Here is a 15,949-nt window from a genome sequence, read left to right as displayed (position 1 = left end):
GCCCTTCCGGCAGTGCCGCTCTTCCCGTAACTATGATCTCCGCCCGAAGGCCGTCCGAATCTACTTTAATGATTACTTTCGAAGCATCCGGCACCTCTTCGGCGGAAACAGATGTTAAGGCAATACTATAAATTAACAGTACGCCGAAAAGCCTCTTTAATCTGTGTAATCTAATTATAATCTGTGTAATCATTTTAATTTCTGGATTCGCCATGGCGGCCACCATATGAACATGGCCCGTCCTATAATATCATCCCTGGAAACAAATCCCCAATAGCGCGAATCTCTTGAGCTGGCGCTATTATCGCCTAAGACAAAATAAGAGTCCTCCGGCACAACTACCGCGTTGCCCTCCACTCCGTAATGACCCCTGTCGTAATAATAGGCCTTAAGGATCTCCGGAGGCCCCTCAATGGGTTTGCCATTTATAACGATATTGCCGTTTGATATCTCTATTGTCTCGCCGCCGACCGCTATAAGACGTTTTATAAAATCTTTCTTTCTGTCCTCGGGGTATTCAAATACCACTATATCGCCCCTCATGGGCTCTCTTAGCCCGGGCAGCTTGTAATTAATAAAAGGTATCTTAGGGCCATATAAAAGCTTATTTACCATTATCTTATCGCCCTCCAGAAGCGTAGGGCGCATTGAGCCCGAAGGTATTTTAAATGCCTGTATGAAGAAAGTCCGTATAAATAACGCGAGAATTACCGCTATTAAAATAGACTCTACCCACTCTCTTATGATCATCTTGGTGTGGGGCTTCATGACTGCACCTTTAAGGCGGCAATAAATGCCTCCTGCGGTATCTCGACTTTTCCGAACTGTTTCATCTTCTTCTTACCCTCTTTCTGTTTTTCCCAGAGCTTCCTTTTGCGCGTAATGTCGCCGCCGTAGCACTTGGCCGTGACATGTTTTTTTAACGGCTTTACGGTAGAGCGCGATATGATGTTGCCGCCTATAGCCGCTTGTATCGCCACCTCGAATAACTGCCTTGGTATCAGTTCCTTCAATTTCTCCACGATCGCCCTGCCCTTTGCCTGCGCCTTATCGCGATACACTATTGACGACATGGCATCTAACGGTTCGCCGTTCAATAGTATGTCCAGCTTAATGACATCGCCTTCCCTGTAATCCAGAAACTCGTAATCGAGCGAACCGTAGCCGCGCGTAATCGATTTGATCTTATCATAAAAATCCACTATGATCTCCGAGAGAGGCATCTGATATATAAGCTTCGCCCTATCGTCTCCGATGTACTCCGTGCTTACATACTTGCCCCTTCTCGACTCGGCAAGCTGCATTATAGTGCCTATGACATCATTGGGAGTGATCAGAGAGGCCATTACATAGGGCTCGTCTATCTCCTGTATTATATTTACCGGCGGCATTTTGGAAGGGTTGTCCACAAGGACGACTCCGCCGTCCGTTTTTCGTACTTTATAAATCACGCTCGGCGTGCTTACTACAAGGTTTAAGTTGTATTCCCTTTCCAGGCGCTCCTGTATTATTTCCATATGCAGAAGGCCCAGAAAACCGCATCTGAATCCGAAACCGAGCGAGGCTGAGCTTTCCGGCTCATACTGAAATGAAGCGTCACTAAGCCGCAACTTCGTTATCGCGTCTTTAAGGTTGACGAAATCTTTGCTGTTTACGGGATATATACCGCTGAATACCATCGGCCGCAATTCTCTGTATCCGGGAAGGGCCTCCTTAGCGGGGTTTGCCGTTAAAGTAACAGTGTCCCCTATCTGTATTTCGGCAGCATCTCTTATATTGCAGGACATATAACCTACTTCGCCGCAATTGAGGCGGCCTATACTCTTTTCCTTGGGAGTAAATACTCCGACTTCCTGCACTTCATAACGTTTGCCGGTACGCATCATAAGTATATTGTCGCCTTTTTGGACACTGCCGCTCATTATCCTTATGTATATTATCGCCCCTTTATAGATGTCGTAACTTGAATCAAATATCAGTCCTGCGAGGGGACTCGATCCACTGTCGCGCGGAGGAGGAATTCTAGTTATAATGCTTTCTATTATCTCATATATCCCTATATTTTCTTTGGCGCTGGCAAATAATATGTCTTCTTCCTTTATATTTTTCAATATGCCGAGGATTTGGCGGGCGGTCGACTCCGGTTCGGCGCTGGCGAGGTCTATTTTATTAACTACCGGTATAATGACAAGCTTATGTTCCAGCGCCATATATAGATTTGCGACCGTCTGCGCCTCGACGCCCTGAGCGGCGTCCACTACTAAAATCGCGCCTTCGCAGGCGGCAATGGACTTAGAGACCTCGTAGGTAAAATCGACATGTCCCGGCGTATCTATCAAGTTAAGAAGGTATTCTTTACCGTCTTTGGATTTGTAATTAAGCCTGACCGCGCTGGATTTTATAGTGATACCGCGTTCGCGCTCCAGGTCCATATCATCCAGCATCTGCGCGTGAAATTCCCTCTCCGTTATGGCCCGGGTTATCTGCAAAATTCTATCCGCCAGTGTGGACTTGCCGTGGTCTATATGGGCTATTATGCAAAAGTTTCTTATATTATCTTTACTCATACTGGGATCTATTTTATGCCTAATGCTATTTTCTTACCTATCTCGAGCATCTCTAGTGCCTTTCGATCGGTAGATGATTCGGCATAAATCCTTAAAATCGGCTCTGTGCCTGAAAGCCGCAGTAAAAGCCAGCTCTTGTCTTCGAGAATAAGTTTCACGCCGTCGTAGGTCTTACTATCTATGACGCGTTTACCCATTATCTCTTTCGGCGGGTTCGTTTTAAGCATCAACATCAGCTTAGGCTTAAGCTCGTCCGGGTATTTTATATCTATGCGCCGGTAGTGAAACGAGCCGTATTCTTTTTCGATTATCTTCAATATGGTGAGAAGCGACTTATTCCTATAGGCCATCATTTCCAGTATGAGAAGGCCCGAAAGAATGCCGTCTCTTTCCGGTATATAATTTTTATAGCCAATGCCCCCGGCCTCTTCGCCCCCTATAAGTATATCGCGCGTCCTCATAAGGTCGCATATATACTTAAAACCGACGGGAGTTTCGTGCATCTTGAGGCCATTCTTTTCGCAGATATTGTCGATAAGCCCTGTGCCGCATATCGTCTGCACTACCTCGCCTTTCATTTTCCTGTCTTCAAGAAGATGCAATAGTAAAAGCGCTATGACCTTATGCCCCGTAAGTAATTTCCCGTCCGGCCCTATTATGGCAATCCTATCCACATCGCCGTCTGTCACGATGCCGACATCAAATTTTTCTTTTTTGACTTTGGCCATGCTTACGGCAAGGTTTTGGCGGACCGGTTCCGGATTTACGCCGCCGAAATAGGCGTCGCGCTCACTTCTTATTGTAACGACCTTGTTTTTGGTCTTCGCGAGAAGCTCTTCCGCAAAGTGATCCGCAGCCCCGTGCATGACATCCACGAGAACCTTAAACTTTCCCTTCTTCAAGACCTTCCAGTCGAGATATGCCGATAAAAATTTAAGATGGGCCGGGCACACGTCTTCGTACTTGAAAAGCTTTGACGCCTTCATCTCGTCCAAAGATACTATCTTCACAGGATTCTTTTGGAGTTTTGCCTCTATCTTTCCTATTATCTGGGGGTCGCCTGAGCCGGCGTAAAAGGCCTTATATTTTATGCCGTTATAATAAGGCGGATTGTGGCTCGCGGTTATCATGATGCCACCGTTTAATTTTTTATTTCTTATAGCATACGCAACGGCAGGCGTAGGGCTTGGCCTGTCGGTCAGCACAACATTTATACCGTTTGCTATAAATACCCTCGTCACGATCTCGGCATATTTTTCAGACATAAAGCGCGGGTCGTAACCGACCACTGTCTTTATCGCCTTTTCGTTTTTATATTCTTCGTTTAAAAAATCGCTCACGGCCTGCGCCACTATTTTTACATTATCAAAGGTAAAATCATCGCTTATTATAGCCCTCCAGCCGTCTGTGCCGAATTTAATACCGCTCACTTTACTTTCCTCCTCTTAGATCTTTTATCGCCTGTTTCACGTCTTTGCTTTCAAACACAAATGTGCCGGCCACCAATACATTCGCCCCGGCATCTATAGCGTCTTTTGCGGTCTCTTTATTTATCCCGCCGTCCACTTCAATGTCTTTACTGTAAAGTGTCCTTAGCTTCCTTATCTTCGGCAGCACCTCTTTCATGAACTTCTGCCCGCCAAAACCCGGCTCTACGGTCATCATTAGAACCATGTCGGCATCATTGAGGTAATCTTTTATTAAATCAAGCTTATTCTTTGGCCGAAGAGAGACACCCGCCTTTAAACCGAAACTCCTTATGCGCTCCAAAAGCGCTTTAATATCGCCCTTTGACTCGGCGTGTATAGTGATTATATCGCTTCCCGCTTTTCTAAACTCATCTATATACTTCTCGGGCTCTTGTATCATAAGATGCACATCGAGCGGCAGTTTCGTCAGCTTTCGCGTATCGCGCACTATAAGAGGGCCTATGGTTATATTGGGGACAAAATGGCCGTCCATAACATCTATGTGGATCATATCTGCGCCGGCATGCTCTATCTTTTCAATCTCTGTTTTTAGAGAACTGAAATCAGCTGCCAATATTGACGGCGCTACAAGAATCTTTCTTTTCATGCCTCGCTCCGTATTAACCCATTCGACTTCGCTCAGGGTTAACGTGATAATACTGAATAAGCCCTGAATATGTCTTCCAGCGTAATTATGCCTTTAAGGTGCCCGTCTGACATTACCGGTAAGGCCCTGACTTCGTTCTCTTCCATTATTTTCTGGGCTTTAAGCAGCTTCTCTTCCGGTTTCACCGCGGGCAAATCGGTGCGCATTATATCGCCAGCTTTTTTATCGGGCCCGAATTTATGAGTCGCGGCTATTACATCGCTTCTCGTCACAAACCCCAAAAAACGGTCTTCTTCCATAACAGGAAAATCTTCCTGGCGGCTGTGGAATATAAGCTCGAGGATTTTTGATATCGGCGTATTCTTTTCTATGGTAATAAAATGGTCGTTCAGTATGTCCTTTACCTTAAAACTCTTCAGCGTCGCTGTCAGGCTGGCCTGCGTCTCCTCTGATGAGGCCGCTATGTAGATGAACATGGCTATCAATATAAGAATGATATTCCCGTTCATCAATCCCCAAAATCCAAAAAATATGGCGAATATATGGCCTATGCCTACGGCTATTTTTGTGGCCTTTACATAGTCCATCCGGAGCGCCAGTATTGCCCTCAAGATTCTGCCGCCGTCCATCGGGAATGCAGGCAAAAGATTAAAAAGAGCCAACATAACATTCGCCCATGGCAGCCAGGCCACGGTATATATGAGGCTTTCGCCGCGAAGCGGATTAAATAAAACTTCCTTTGGTATCCACGGTGTGTAATAGAAAATAAAAAATAGAACGGCTGCCAAAAAAATGTTGGATAAGGGCCCGCTGACGGAAATAAGAAATTCCTCTTTAGGGTTCTCCGGCATCTTGGACATAGAAGCGACGCCGCCTATAGGCAAGAGCGTTATGTTCCGCACTTCTATACCGAATCTTTTGGCTACGACGCTATGCGCCAATTCATGAAATGTGACGCATGCAAAGACTATTATTACGAGGATGACGCCGTTAATCCCCGACATAAAGAAAAAAAGCACCGGAAGCAATAAGAACGTTATGTGTATATTAACGGATATGCCAAAGACCTCAAATAATTTGATGGACCCTCTCATCTATTAAAATCCTTCGGCTAGTGCGTTAATAGCTCTTTTCTCTTTTTCTTCCATCGGGCCTACGATGGCTATATTAAGGTTCGCCCTCTTAAATATTTCGGATGCGATCGCGAGCGTATCGTCCAGTTTGACCTTCCTTATATTGTCGGATATAAGATTTATGTCTATGAGGTCGTCTTTTGTCACTATTTTTTCTCCGAGCCAAAGCATATGATCGGTAGTATCTTCCACTAAAAATGCCAGATGGCCCTGATAGTACTCTACGGCTCTATTGAATTCCTTCTTCGTTATCGGCTCTTTCCTGATCTTGGAAAGTTCCTTCAGTATAAGTTCCATAGCTTTTGTTATTTTCTTATTGTCTACGCCGGCTTCTATAGTTAAGACGCCGCCGTCCGAATAATATCTTACGTGCGAACTTATGGCATACGCAAGGCCCCGCTTTTCCCTGAGTTCGTGGAAGAGCCTTGATGACATATTTGCGCCAAGCGCTATGTTCAAGAGCTCCACCGCATATCTGAAAGGGCTCTTCCTCGATATAGAGTGAAAACCGATAGCGATATGCGATTGCTCTGTCGCTTTTTTGAAGATGTGTGCCTTGAAATCTTTCTGCGAGAACCTCATTTTCTTGTAGGCGCCAAATGTCCGCGGCCTCTTTTTTTTGAATATCCTGTCGCATGTTTTTACAAAATCACTATGTTTTACATTGCCGCATGCCACTACTGTCACGTTTGAGGGATTATACGACTTTTCCTTATACCTTATCAGATCTTCTCTCTTTAACGACTTTATAGTTTCAAATGTCCCTATAAGCGGCATCCCGAGTGTCTTGCCCGGCCATAATAGGCCGCCGAGAAGCTCGTAAACATACTGGTCGGGATGGTCCCTATACATCTTTACCTCTTCGAGGATGACAAATCTTTCCCTTTCGATATCGCGCACGTCAAAGCGCGCATTCAGCACCATATCGCTTAAGACATCAATTCCCAAATCAATGTGCCTCCCCAGTACTTTCGCAAGGTAACAAGTGAGTTCCTCCGAAGTAAAACCGTTTAATACGCCGCCTATTCCTTCTATGGAATTTTTTATATCGGCTGCTGTTCTTGTCTTTGTGCCCTTAAACAATATATGCTCGACAAAATGGCTTATGCCCCTATTCTTCATATTTTCGTATCTGCCGCCCGTGGCTACCCATACGCCCAATGCTACGGAATTTGCCTGCGGCATCGTATAGGAGGCGACTTTCAGCCCGTTATCTAATGTCGTTAAATCGTATTTATACATTATCTCTATCCTTATTGGCCGTTACGGAATCCATATAGCTCTGCAAAATAAGTTGCGCGGCCAATTTATCATCCAGTTTTTTACGCTTTCTCCTGCTCACATCCGCTTCCCGCAATAGCCTGTCTGCCTGTCTTGTAGTAAGCCTTTCATCCCATAGCTTTACGGGTATATCGCATTGTCTTCTCAACTTTTCTACAAACCTATTGATCTCTTCGGCTTTGGGGCCGGCCGTGCCGTCCATGTTCAGAGGAAACCCGACTACTATTTCCGCGACCTCTTTTTCTTTTAATATATTTTTTATCAGCCTGAAATCGCTTTCTTCATTTTTGCGCGTGAGGGTATCCAGCTGTTGGGCTATAATGCCGAGCGCGTCACTAAGCGCCATGCCTATCCTCTTTTCTCCGACGTCTAGAGAAAGTATACGCATAACATTATGCTCCATGTATGGCCTTTGCGAGTCCTGCGGCAAATCTGCCGACTCTGCCCTCGAACGCTTGACCCGCAGGTAATCCTTCTATAATCTTTATGATAGCGCTTCCTATTATAACCCCGTCCGCGACACGGGCCGCAAGCTTTGCCTGGCTCGCATTAGAAACCCCGAACCCCACGCAGACCGGTTTATCGGTAAGTGCCTTAATACTCTTTATATTTTTAGTTATGTCCGGCGCAAGGCGCCTTCTTGTGCCCGTAACTCCGGTCAAAGACACATAATATATGAAGCCGCGAGATTTTTTCGCTATCTTTTTTAATCTTTCCCGGGTGCTGGTGGGCGCGGCTAGGAATATGACCGAAAACTTTTTACCGCTTGCGGCGTTTGTCAATATGGCGGCCTCTTCAAGCGGAAGATCCGGTATTATCACGCCGTCAACGCCGCACCTTGAGGCATCGTTGACAAATTTTTCTACGCCATATCTATATATAGGATTATAATAACTCATGAATACTATTGGGACGGCACTTCTCTGCCTGATATTTTCTACACTTCTTAAAAGCTTTTTCAGCGTCGCGCCATGCGCGAGCGCTACTTCTGAGGAGTATTGGATTATAGGGCCGTCTGCCATCGGATCCGAAAATGGCACACCTATCTCTACCAGGTCCACTCCGGATTTCTCAAGGCACAATACCAGTTTTTCGGTCGCAGCCATCCCGGGATAACCGCCCGTTATGTAGGCTATAAAGGCCTTGCCTTTTTTCTTTTTAAGCTCTTTGAATTTTTTATCTATGCGGTTCATAAATGCAGGTATTTTCTTACAATATCTATATCCTTATCACCCCGTCCTGAAAGGCAGATGATTATGATATCGCTTTTTCTCAGTTTGCGCGCGACTTTTGAGGCGTAATATACGGCGTGAGCCGGTTCCAGTGCCGGGATTATACCTTCTATCTCGGAAAGCATTTTGAAACCCAGGAGCGCCTCTTTGTCCGAAACCGCCGCATACCTGGCGCGGCCTGTTATTTTATAAAACGAGTGTTCCGGCCCGACTCCCGAATAATCCAGTCCCGCGCTTACCGAGTGCGTTGTAAGGATCTGGCCGTTCTCATCCTGAAGTATCAGGCTTTTACTGCCATGCAATACTCCGGTTTTGCCTAATAAAAGAGATGCGGCGTGCTTGCCGGATGAAAGGCCGAGCCCCCCCGCTTCTACCCCTATAAATTCCACCTTGTCTTTATAAAAAGGATGGAAGAGGCCTATAGAATTGCTTCCGCCGCCTACGCAGGCAATAAGTACGCGCGGCAGCTTCCCTTCGGCTTTAAGTATCTGATTTCGCGCTTCTTTTCCTATTACCACCTGAAAATCTCTTACTATCATCGGATAAGGATGCGGCCCTACTACGGAGCCGATTATATAATGCGTAGTCCTTATATTGGTCACCCAATCCCTAAGCGCTTCGTTTATCGCATCTTTAAGTGTCTTTGAGCCGCTCCCGACCGGTATGACTTCTGCTCCCATTAATTTCATCCTGAATACATTGAGCGCCTGCCGTTCTATATCTTCTTCTCCCATATAAACAGAGCATTCGAGCCCAAACAGAGCACTCACGGTAGCAGTCGCGACGCCGTGCTGGCCGGCTCCGGTTTCGGCTATTATCCGGCGCTTACCCATCTTTTTAGCAAGTATTATCTGGCCTAACGTATTATTTATCTTATGAGCGCCGGTATGCAGAAGGTCTTCTCTCTTTAGATATATCTTGGCCCCGCCGATTTTTTTTGTAAGATTACCCGCAAAATAAAGAGGCGTAGGCCTGCCGGCGTAATTTGTAAGATAGTAATTGAGTTCTTTTTTGAATGCCAGGCTCTTTTTGGCTTTCAAATAAGCGGACTCCAGCTCACAAAGAGCTGCCATAAGCGTCTCAGGAACAAATTTACCGCCAAAATCTTTAAAATGCCCTTTCTTGTCCGGTAACATCTTTACCTCTATATGATCGTTAAATTCTGCGTCTTTCCGGTTAGTTCAAAGGATAACTTCAAAAGTCCGTCTTTGTGTTTAAAGGGTATCTCTTTCCCGTCCAGGCTTACGCTGTGAGGCCTTCTTATTTCGAGAAGCATCTCGCATAAAGAACCTGCTCCTCCGTGAAACGCCAGCTTTAAGTCTTTGTCTGTGCTGAAGACGCGAAGCACTTCCGCCGTTGAATACCGTATTCGTGCCCTATTTGAAACCGGGACATTAAGCGGCAATATATAGGCGCTTCTATTAGGAAGAAGTATCTTTGCGTCCTGAGGAATTGTAACGGCTTTATTTAAGCCCGGGATCCTAAGGTTTACCGTTACCTCCCGAGGATCGTCGTTGAAGTTGCAAAGAAAAAGGAAGGCATATTTCCTGTTAGACCTTACCACGGCATGAACATCTTTCGGTGTCAATTTTATGCGCGGCTCAATGTTAAGGATCTCCATAAAATGCGACACAAGGCCCATATAGTAATCCAAGAGGTGCGTAACGCCGAAACCCAGCAACAGGACTTTGCCCTTCTTTACTTTTTTTAGTATGCCGCACGGCTTTTTATCGCGCGTCCTCGCCACTATCCTTCTTTTCTTGGAATCAAATATCTTGATTTCGCTGTCCACGTAATAATCCCTGCCGCCCACAAATACGAGGTTATCCTTGACTGTTTCGCTTATACTGACCCCAATCTCGCGCAGGAACGTCTCATCCCTCAAAAGGCCCATGTCCTTCGTCGGAACGGTAGGGCTTATTATAACAGTGCCGCCTCGCTTCACGTATTCCGCCAGCTTTGACTGTGTCTTCTGGTCCATATAATCCAGCGCGAAGACCCACATGGCAGGGATTTCGTTCAAATCCTTTTCTTTCGCTCTTTCAATGTCCACGAGCTTATAATTATAGCCGTTGACCGTTAAGAGCCGTGCGATGCCATCAAAGAAGAATTTATCCCTCATGAATAACATGTTATCCGAGACAGAACCCTTTAGATAGCTTGTTTCATAATACGGCGCGTAAAGGCCTATGGCGAAATCATACTCTTTTTTCGTATCGGCTATCTGAGAACCGAACGTCTTTACGGTTTCCCCTACGTCTTCCAGCGGCTTTATTCGCGGCGTCTTCTTGCCATGGCTGTCAATGGGTGCCTGCCATTCGTGATATGTCCCCCTGAAACCAAAATCTATATCATTGGTGCCGCCGCAGAACATGTAGAAATTCAAACCGTTAAGGCCATGGCCCATAGCGTATCTCAAAAGCAAATTTATATCTGGAGGGTATATCCGGGGCTTATCGTTCATTCCCCCCACCTGCGTCTCCACGCATATCTTCGGCGCGACATTATCGCTTATCATATTGATGCCCTCTGTCATAAGTATGGCGTCGTGGAAATTATCAAAATTGAGGTTCCGCATCTGATAAGCTCCTCCGAATATTACATTGGGCGTAAATTTTATAAAATCTCTGTATTGAAGTATCGTCATCAACCCGAAATTTCCCCTAGCGCAGATGTTGTAATCCCAAAACATCGGGATATTGGCTACAAAGGGAAGATTGATCTTTTGATCTTTGGCCCTTTCCACAAGCGACTGGTAATACTTGGCGTAAAAGTGCGTATAAAAATGGACCCAGTCCCAGCATCTTATCACGCCCTCTTCGTCAACATCGCCCTTGGGCTGCGGTATTTCGTCAAACCTCGTATGGTTTGTATAGTACTTTTCATTAACCGCCGCTATGTTACCCTTGTAATATTCCTCGAGATATTTTTGGTACATGCGGGTCGTTGCCTCATTATAATCGGGTGAGTTCATAACCCAGTTCATCATACCTATTTCGTTATCAAGCTGCACCATTATGATAGGTCCGCCCTTTTGTACCATATTCTTAACTACCATAGGGCATATCCTGGCATACCATTTGGATAAATGGTTCTGAAAGACCGGATTCATATAGGAGACCATCGCTTCGTGAAGCGCGTTACCGCCTTTCTGATTCTTTGCCCGCACATCCTGATAATTCTCGAGAAGCCATACGGGTATGCCTTCGCCTTTTATCTCAGAATTAGATACCGGGCCTATCCTGACCGTAAGGAATAGACCGGCATTGTTAACCATTTTTATAAAGGAGGCTATATCCTTTTCGGGTTTTGTCTTTCCGGTAAAATCGAACTCATTTTCCTTTGTTTCATGCCAGCTCCATGGGATATAAGTACTTATTGTGTTGAGCCCCGCTTCTTTCGCCTTCCTGAGCCTGTCCACCCATTTATCCTTCGGGATCCTAAAGTAATGTATCTCTCCCGAATAGACGAAGAACGGTTCTCCGTTAAGCAAAAATTTTGTATCTTTTATCTCTATTTTATTCCTTTTCATATGTCAGTGCCCCTTCCAGCTCTATCCTGTCTACGTAAATCGTACAGCTCTCTACAGGATGTTTGGACTTTATATTAAAAGATATTTCTATTATCTTCGAAAGGTCGAATATATTATTTCCGTATGTGACGCCGTCAAAAGGGTTTCTGGAAAAGTCCTTCGGTAAATTGAAGGTATACTTTGCCCACCCGCTCCTATTTAGGAAAATGGGCCCGGAATCATAGGTCTCGCCTTCGCCGTCTCTCGCGCTGATATTCGCTGTATTATTGCCGCGGCCTCTGGTGCCGTTGGAATAGACTTCCACATTTATTTTGTCATACGAGCTCCAGTCCTGCGGGTATAGAAAAGGGCGCCTGACAGTAGCGCTTGCGGTCTTAGCGTCTTTATTCGGCGTAAACACTATCTTCATAGAATGATTGCCGTCAAAAGCAAGCTCATCGGTCCAATCAAGCGCTATCTCGGACTTGTTTAGCTGCATAAGGTCATCCGGATAAGCGGTGTGAAACTTTATGTCGGTATATTCAAAATCATCGACAATAGGTCCAAACTGATAAGACGGTTCGTACTTTAACTCGCCGATCCTTCTGTTTGAAGCATCCATATCGCTCGATGCCGAGAAGGGATTAAAGCTATTTTTTGCGAATAGATACCATGCCGTACTTGAAATGCATAGCGGTTTATCCTGCATGAGCCAGCTGTCGTAAACAGGTGTTCCCTCATTGCTGGCATAAGGAAGGCCTGCCGTATACGGAAATACGGGGCTCGCGGTAAGGCATTTGTCGAGCTCGGCCATGAAATAATCCCTCTTTTCTTTCATGCCCGCCACCTCATACGCAAGTACCATGTGCGCGGTACCTTCAAACCACACCGCATCCTTGTCCGGGAAAGGTGATGTCTTATAGGTGGAGCCAAAATCAAAACCGTCCACTTCGACATTCTTTATCTTATAAAGCTGGGTATTTCTACTCTTTTCTTCCGCAAACGCAAGGCTCGGGGCCCAATCTTTGCCTAAACTGAGTACTGCCCAGCTCGAAAGGTCAGTCGCAAAATTTTTGTTGCGGCGCCCCAGGAAAAATCTGCCGGCTTTCTTATCCCAAGTATCATCGATAAGCCATTTTTTCACTTCTTTCGCTAACTTAAGATACCTTTCGTCATTCGTTAATATCCCCAGGTCCCTGAAAGCGGAATAGCAATCAAAATTGTGTTCGACTGAAATCCATGTCATTGGTTTGCCGTTGCCGTAATAGCCGCCTATTATGCCGCCTTCTATTGACTGAAGGGACACTAGCCATTCTGCGATATCTTTTGCAAGCGGAAGGTAGGTTTCGTCGCCTGTTTTCGCGTAATAATAGTTGAGCGCCATAAGAACCCAGGCGTTGGGGCCTGCCGCGCGCGTCTCGGTCTCTTTGCCGTTTCGCTTATAAACATCTGTAAAACCCAAAAATCCGCCGTTTTTTTCTATGTGACGCTTGCGCACGCTGTCAAAAAAATCGAATAGTGCTCTTGCCCTTTCGTAATCTCCCTTATGCGTAAAGGCCATGGCAGCCAATGCCTCATCATACACAAAGCAATCTTCCCATTTTTCCAGACTGGGTATGAGCCCGGTGTGGAAAAGAAAGAATACCCTGTTAGTCCTTTGGCCGGCCCGAAGCCACTGATATGCCTTTTCCGTATCGGACCACTCTTTGTGCCCAACGCTAGATAAAAAATCTTGCGAAACGGGTATCAGCATGATTATGCCGAAGGTAATTAAAACCATCGCCAAAAGTATTTTCAGAATTTTCATCATTTTCCTTTGACTTAAAGCTATTTTATCTTCTCTGTAAGGACTCCATACTCTTCTTTGCATAGCCGGCGTATTCGGAACCGGCGAAATTCTTAACGATAAATTCATATTCTGCGATAGCCTCGTCCCTTTTTCCTAATGACTCAAGCGAAGAAGCAAGTTCAAAACGCGCCATTACCGTAAAATCTCTTTCGGGATATAATGCTACAATCTCTTTCATAAATGTCACTGTCTTTTCGGCCCTCGTCCCTTTTCCATATACCGTAAAAATACTTATGACTTCTTTTATGGCGCTCTTGGTAAGCGCGCTTTCAGGGTATGTCGCTATAAAATCGCGAAATGCCTTTACGGCCTTACTGTAGGATTTTTGCTCCTTGTAAGCCGCACCTATGGCATAACTGGCGTCGTCGGCAAGCTCGCTATTAGGAAATTCCGACAATAACCTATTACATACGGCGACGGATTCGTCAAACATGCCCTTGCGCCTGTAAAGAGACGCCACATCCAGCATCGCGAAGCAGGCATCTTCTTCCGTGGCATTTTTCGAAAGAATAGTAATATAGGCGTCATACAATATCTTTGCCCTGCCTGCATCACCACCATTAAGAGCGTTTTCAGCTCTATCTTTTAACAATAATACCGCTTCCTCTTTAGGCATAAAGGTGCCGACATTACCGGCGTATTCCCGCAATAATCTCTCGGAAACCTGGCGCTGGCCCTTATCAAGCAAAAGCTTGGAATAAGCCATGAGAGGCGTTACATCCTTATATTGCGCGGCATATCGTTTTATCTCATCTTCCAGGCGCTTAAGTGCCATATTTTCCCTTCCCTCAAGAAGATCATCCTGTATAACCCACTCTAGATATAAAATATCAAGATACCCATCTTTGCCTTCCGCATCTTTCCGGGCGGATTCAAGCTGCTTTATTATATTCTTCATGGATCTTGTCTTTTCGGCGTAATAGGTATCCCACATATTGTTTTTTGCCAGATACTCCAGTTTGTTCCAATTTGAAAGAGCGATATAGTAACCCAAGAGGGCCTTGTATTTCGATTCTTTATGAGAGGCGCTGTATTCTCTTAGAAAAGAACTGAATTGGTCAAATCCTTTCTTTTCAAAGAACCTTGCCGAAAGCTTGTCAAGGATCAATGGTATTTCTTCCGTAGACGCTCTCGTATTCATCTGGTTTTCCAGGTCGTCTATCTCCCTGTCTACTATTATATTTTCTTTCCATCTTTTCTTCAAAGCGTGCTTTTTTGCCGCAAAATAGCCTCCCCTGAAATAATCCGCTATTCGGTACATTACCGTATCGTAGGCGCTGTTATTAAACGACTTTTCCACGGCATAATAACCGCCCTTCGGCTTCCTTTCGCCGTCCACTATGCCCCAATGCTCTTCTACATCATCGGCCTGCTTTTTTACATCGCCTGCTTTGGACCAATCGTCCGCCCATTGAAATATTATAAGACCGGCCAATTTTTTATCTACTTTCTCTATCTGATCGCCTACTACATGCCGCTGCTCATCGGCCTTCCAGTACGTGCTGTATCCGGTTTCCGTTATAAGCACGGGCTTTTTGTATTCACGCGAAAGCGCTACGAGGCCATCGACCATCTCTTTTGATACCTCGGAGCTATAACTTCCGTCCTTCCAATCAGTTACACCGAGATAAATATTGTAACCCAGGATATCAAGAAAATCTGTGCCCAATCTTTTTGCCTCATCATTAAGCGTTAACGTGGCGGCAGTAACCGGCCTGAGAGGATCATGCTTCTTCACGCATTCGTATAACTCTTTCAAAAATTTTTCTACACGTTCTTTTCCGTAAGCTCTTATAACGTCACCCTTTCCGGAACCATATGTCCAGGGCGCATCATTCCAGATGCTCCAGGCGTAGATACACTCCCTGTTTATATCCCTGGCTATATTGCGCACGGCTTCTCTTTTAAGCGCCTGAAGTTGATACGGAGAATTAAAATCTGTCCAATCTCCCGGGAAGACTATCGTCTCAATGACTTTTATCTTGTATTTATCTGCCAGGTCGAGGACGAATTCAGGCGGCACCCCGTATAATCTTATAGTGTTTACGCCGGCCCGCTTCATCATCTTGAAGTCCTTTTCAAATACATCGACCGATATCTGCGAATAATGGCTGATGCGGGGGTACTTGAGGTCGTATGTCACGCCTTTTATGATGTCGGGTTTTTTTGGCAATAAAAGAAAAAATAAAAGGATTATAAATACAAGGGCCAAAAGCGCGGCCAGGAATCCTTTAATAAAATTCATAAACAATTTTTTTCTTTTTTTTCTTTCGTCGTTATTTGGCTTACGCATATCATCC

Annotated in this window: 13 protein-coding genes; all 13 read right to left on the bottom strand. The window is 45.3% G+C overall.

The window, feature by feature from the left end:
* A partial coding sequence (locus KKI13_01045; GenBank protein MBU4487642.1) for a hypothetical protein occupies nucleotides 1-193 on the bottom strand: 193 nt, incomplete at its 3' end.
* Nucleotides 190-768, bottom strand: coding sequence for a signal peptidase I (gene lepB, locus KKI13_01040; protein MBU4487641.1), 579 nt, complete (start codon nucleotides 766-768; stop codon nucleotides 190-192). The genes KKI13_01045 and lepB, both read right to left, overlap by 4 nt.
* On the bottom strand, nucleotides 765-2,567 hold the full coding sequence (gene lepA, locus KKI13_01035) for a translation elongation factor 4 (GenBank protein MBU4487640.1): 1,803 nt from the start codon (nucleotides 2,565-2,567) through the stop codon (nucleotides 765-767). Before lepA ends, lepB begins: the two co-directional genes overlap by 4 nt.
* 8 nt (nucleotides 2,568-2,575) lie before the next feature.
* Nucleotides 2,576-3,997: a phosphoglucomutase/phosphomannomutase family protein gene (locus tag KKI13_01030; GenBank protein ID MBU4487639.1), complete on the bottom strand. Its 1,422-nt coding sequence runs from the start codon at nucleotides 3,995-3,997 to the stop codon at nucleotides 2,576-2,578.
* Nucleotide 3,998: 1 nt separating this feature from the next.
* Complete coding sequence (locus KKI13_01025; GenBank protein MBU4487638.1) at nucleotides 3,999-4,643, bottom strand: ribulose-phosphate 3-epimerase; 645 nt, start codon at nucleotides 4,641-4,643, stop codon at nucleotides 3,999-4,001.
* A 38-nt stretch (nucleotides 4,644-4,681) separates the two neighbouring features.
* Nucleotides 4,682-5,737 carry a site-2 protease family protein gene (locus tag KKI13_01020; protein MBU4487637.1) on the bottom strand — a complete coding sequence of 352 codons (1,056 nt, stop codon included), beginning with the start codon at nucleotides 5,735-5,737 and terminating at the stop codon, nucleotides 4,682-4,684.
* 3 nt (nucleotides 5,738-5,740) lie between these two features.
* On the bottom strand, nucleotides 5,741-7,018 hold the full coding sequence (locus KKI13_01015) for an insulinase family protein (GenBank protein MBU4487636.1): 1,278 nt from the start codon (nucleotides 7,016-7,018) through the stop codon (nucleotides 5,741-5,743).
* Nucleotides 7,011-7,445: a Holliday junction resolvase RuvX gene (ruvX, locus tag KKI13_01010; protein MBU4487635.1), complete on the bottom strand. Its 435-nt coding sequence runs from the start codon at nucleotides 7,443-7,445 to the stop codon at nucleotides 7,011-7,013. Before ruvX ends, KKI13_01015 begins: the two co-directional genes overlap by 8 nt.
* Nucleotides 7,446-7,449: 4 nt before the next feature.
* A complete protein-coding gene (gene trpA / locus KKI13_01005) occupies nucleotides 7,450-8,250 on the bottom strand; it encodes a tryptophan synthase subunit alpha (protein ID MBU4487634.1) in 801 nt (266 codons plus the stop codon).
* A complete protein-coding gene (gene trpB, locus KKI13_01000) occupies nucleotides 8,247-9,425 on the bottom strand; it encodes a tryptophan synthase subunit beta (protein MBU4487633.1) in 1,179 nt (392 codons plus the stop codon). Before trpB ends, trpA begins: the two co-directional genes overlap by 4 nt.
* An 8-nt stretch (nucleotides 9,426-9,433) precedes the next feature.
* The gene (locus KKI13_00995) at nucleotides 9,434-11,821 is read right to left on the bottom strand and encodes a beta-galactosidase (GenBank protein MBU4487632.1); all 2,388 of its coding nucleotides are present in this window, start codon (nucleotides 11,819-11,821) and stop codon (nucleotides 9,434-9,436) included.
* Nucleotides 11,808-13,610 carry a hypothetical protein gene (locus KKI13_00990; GenBank protein ID MBU4487631.1) on the bottom strand — a complete coding sequence of 601 codons (1,803 nt, stop codon included), beginning with the start codon at nucleotides 13,608-13,610 and terminating at the stop codon, nucleotides 11,808-11,810. The genes KKI13_00995 and KKI13_00990 overlap by 14 nt, the downstream gene beginning before the upstream one ends.
* A 22-nt stretch (nucleotides 13,611-13,632) precedes the next feature.
* A complete protein-coding gene (locus KKI13_00985; GenBank protein ID MBU4487630.1) occupies nucleotides 13,633-15,942 on the bottom strand; it encodes a tetratricopeptide repeat protein in 2,310 nt (769 codons plus the stop codon).
* Nucleotides 15,943-15,949 lie beyond the last annotated feature (7 nt).

The sequence above is a fragment of the Candidatus Omnitrophota bacterium genome, assembly GCA_018894435.1.
GTDB lineage: Bacteria > Omnitrophota > Gorgyraeia > JAHIPI01 > JAHIPI01 > JAHIPI01.
This window is presented reverse-complemented; position numbering and strand designations above follow the sequence as displayed.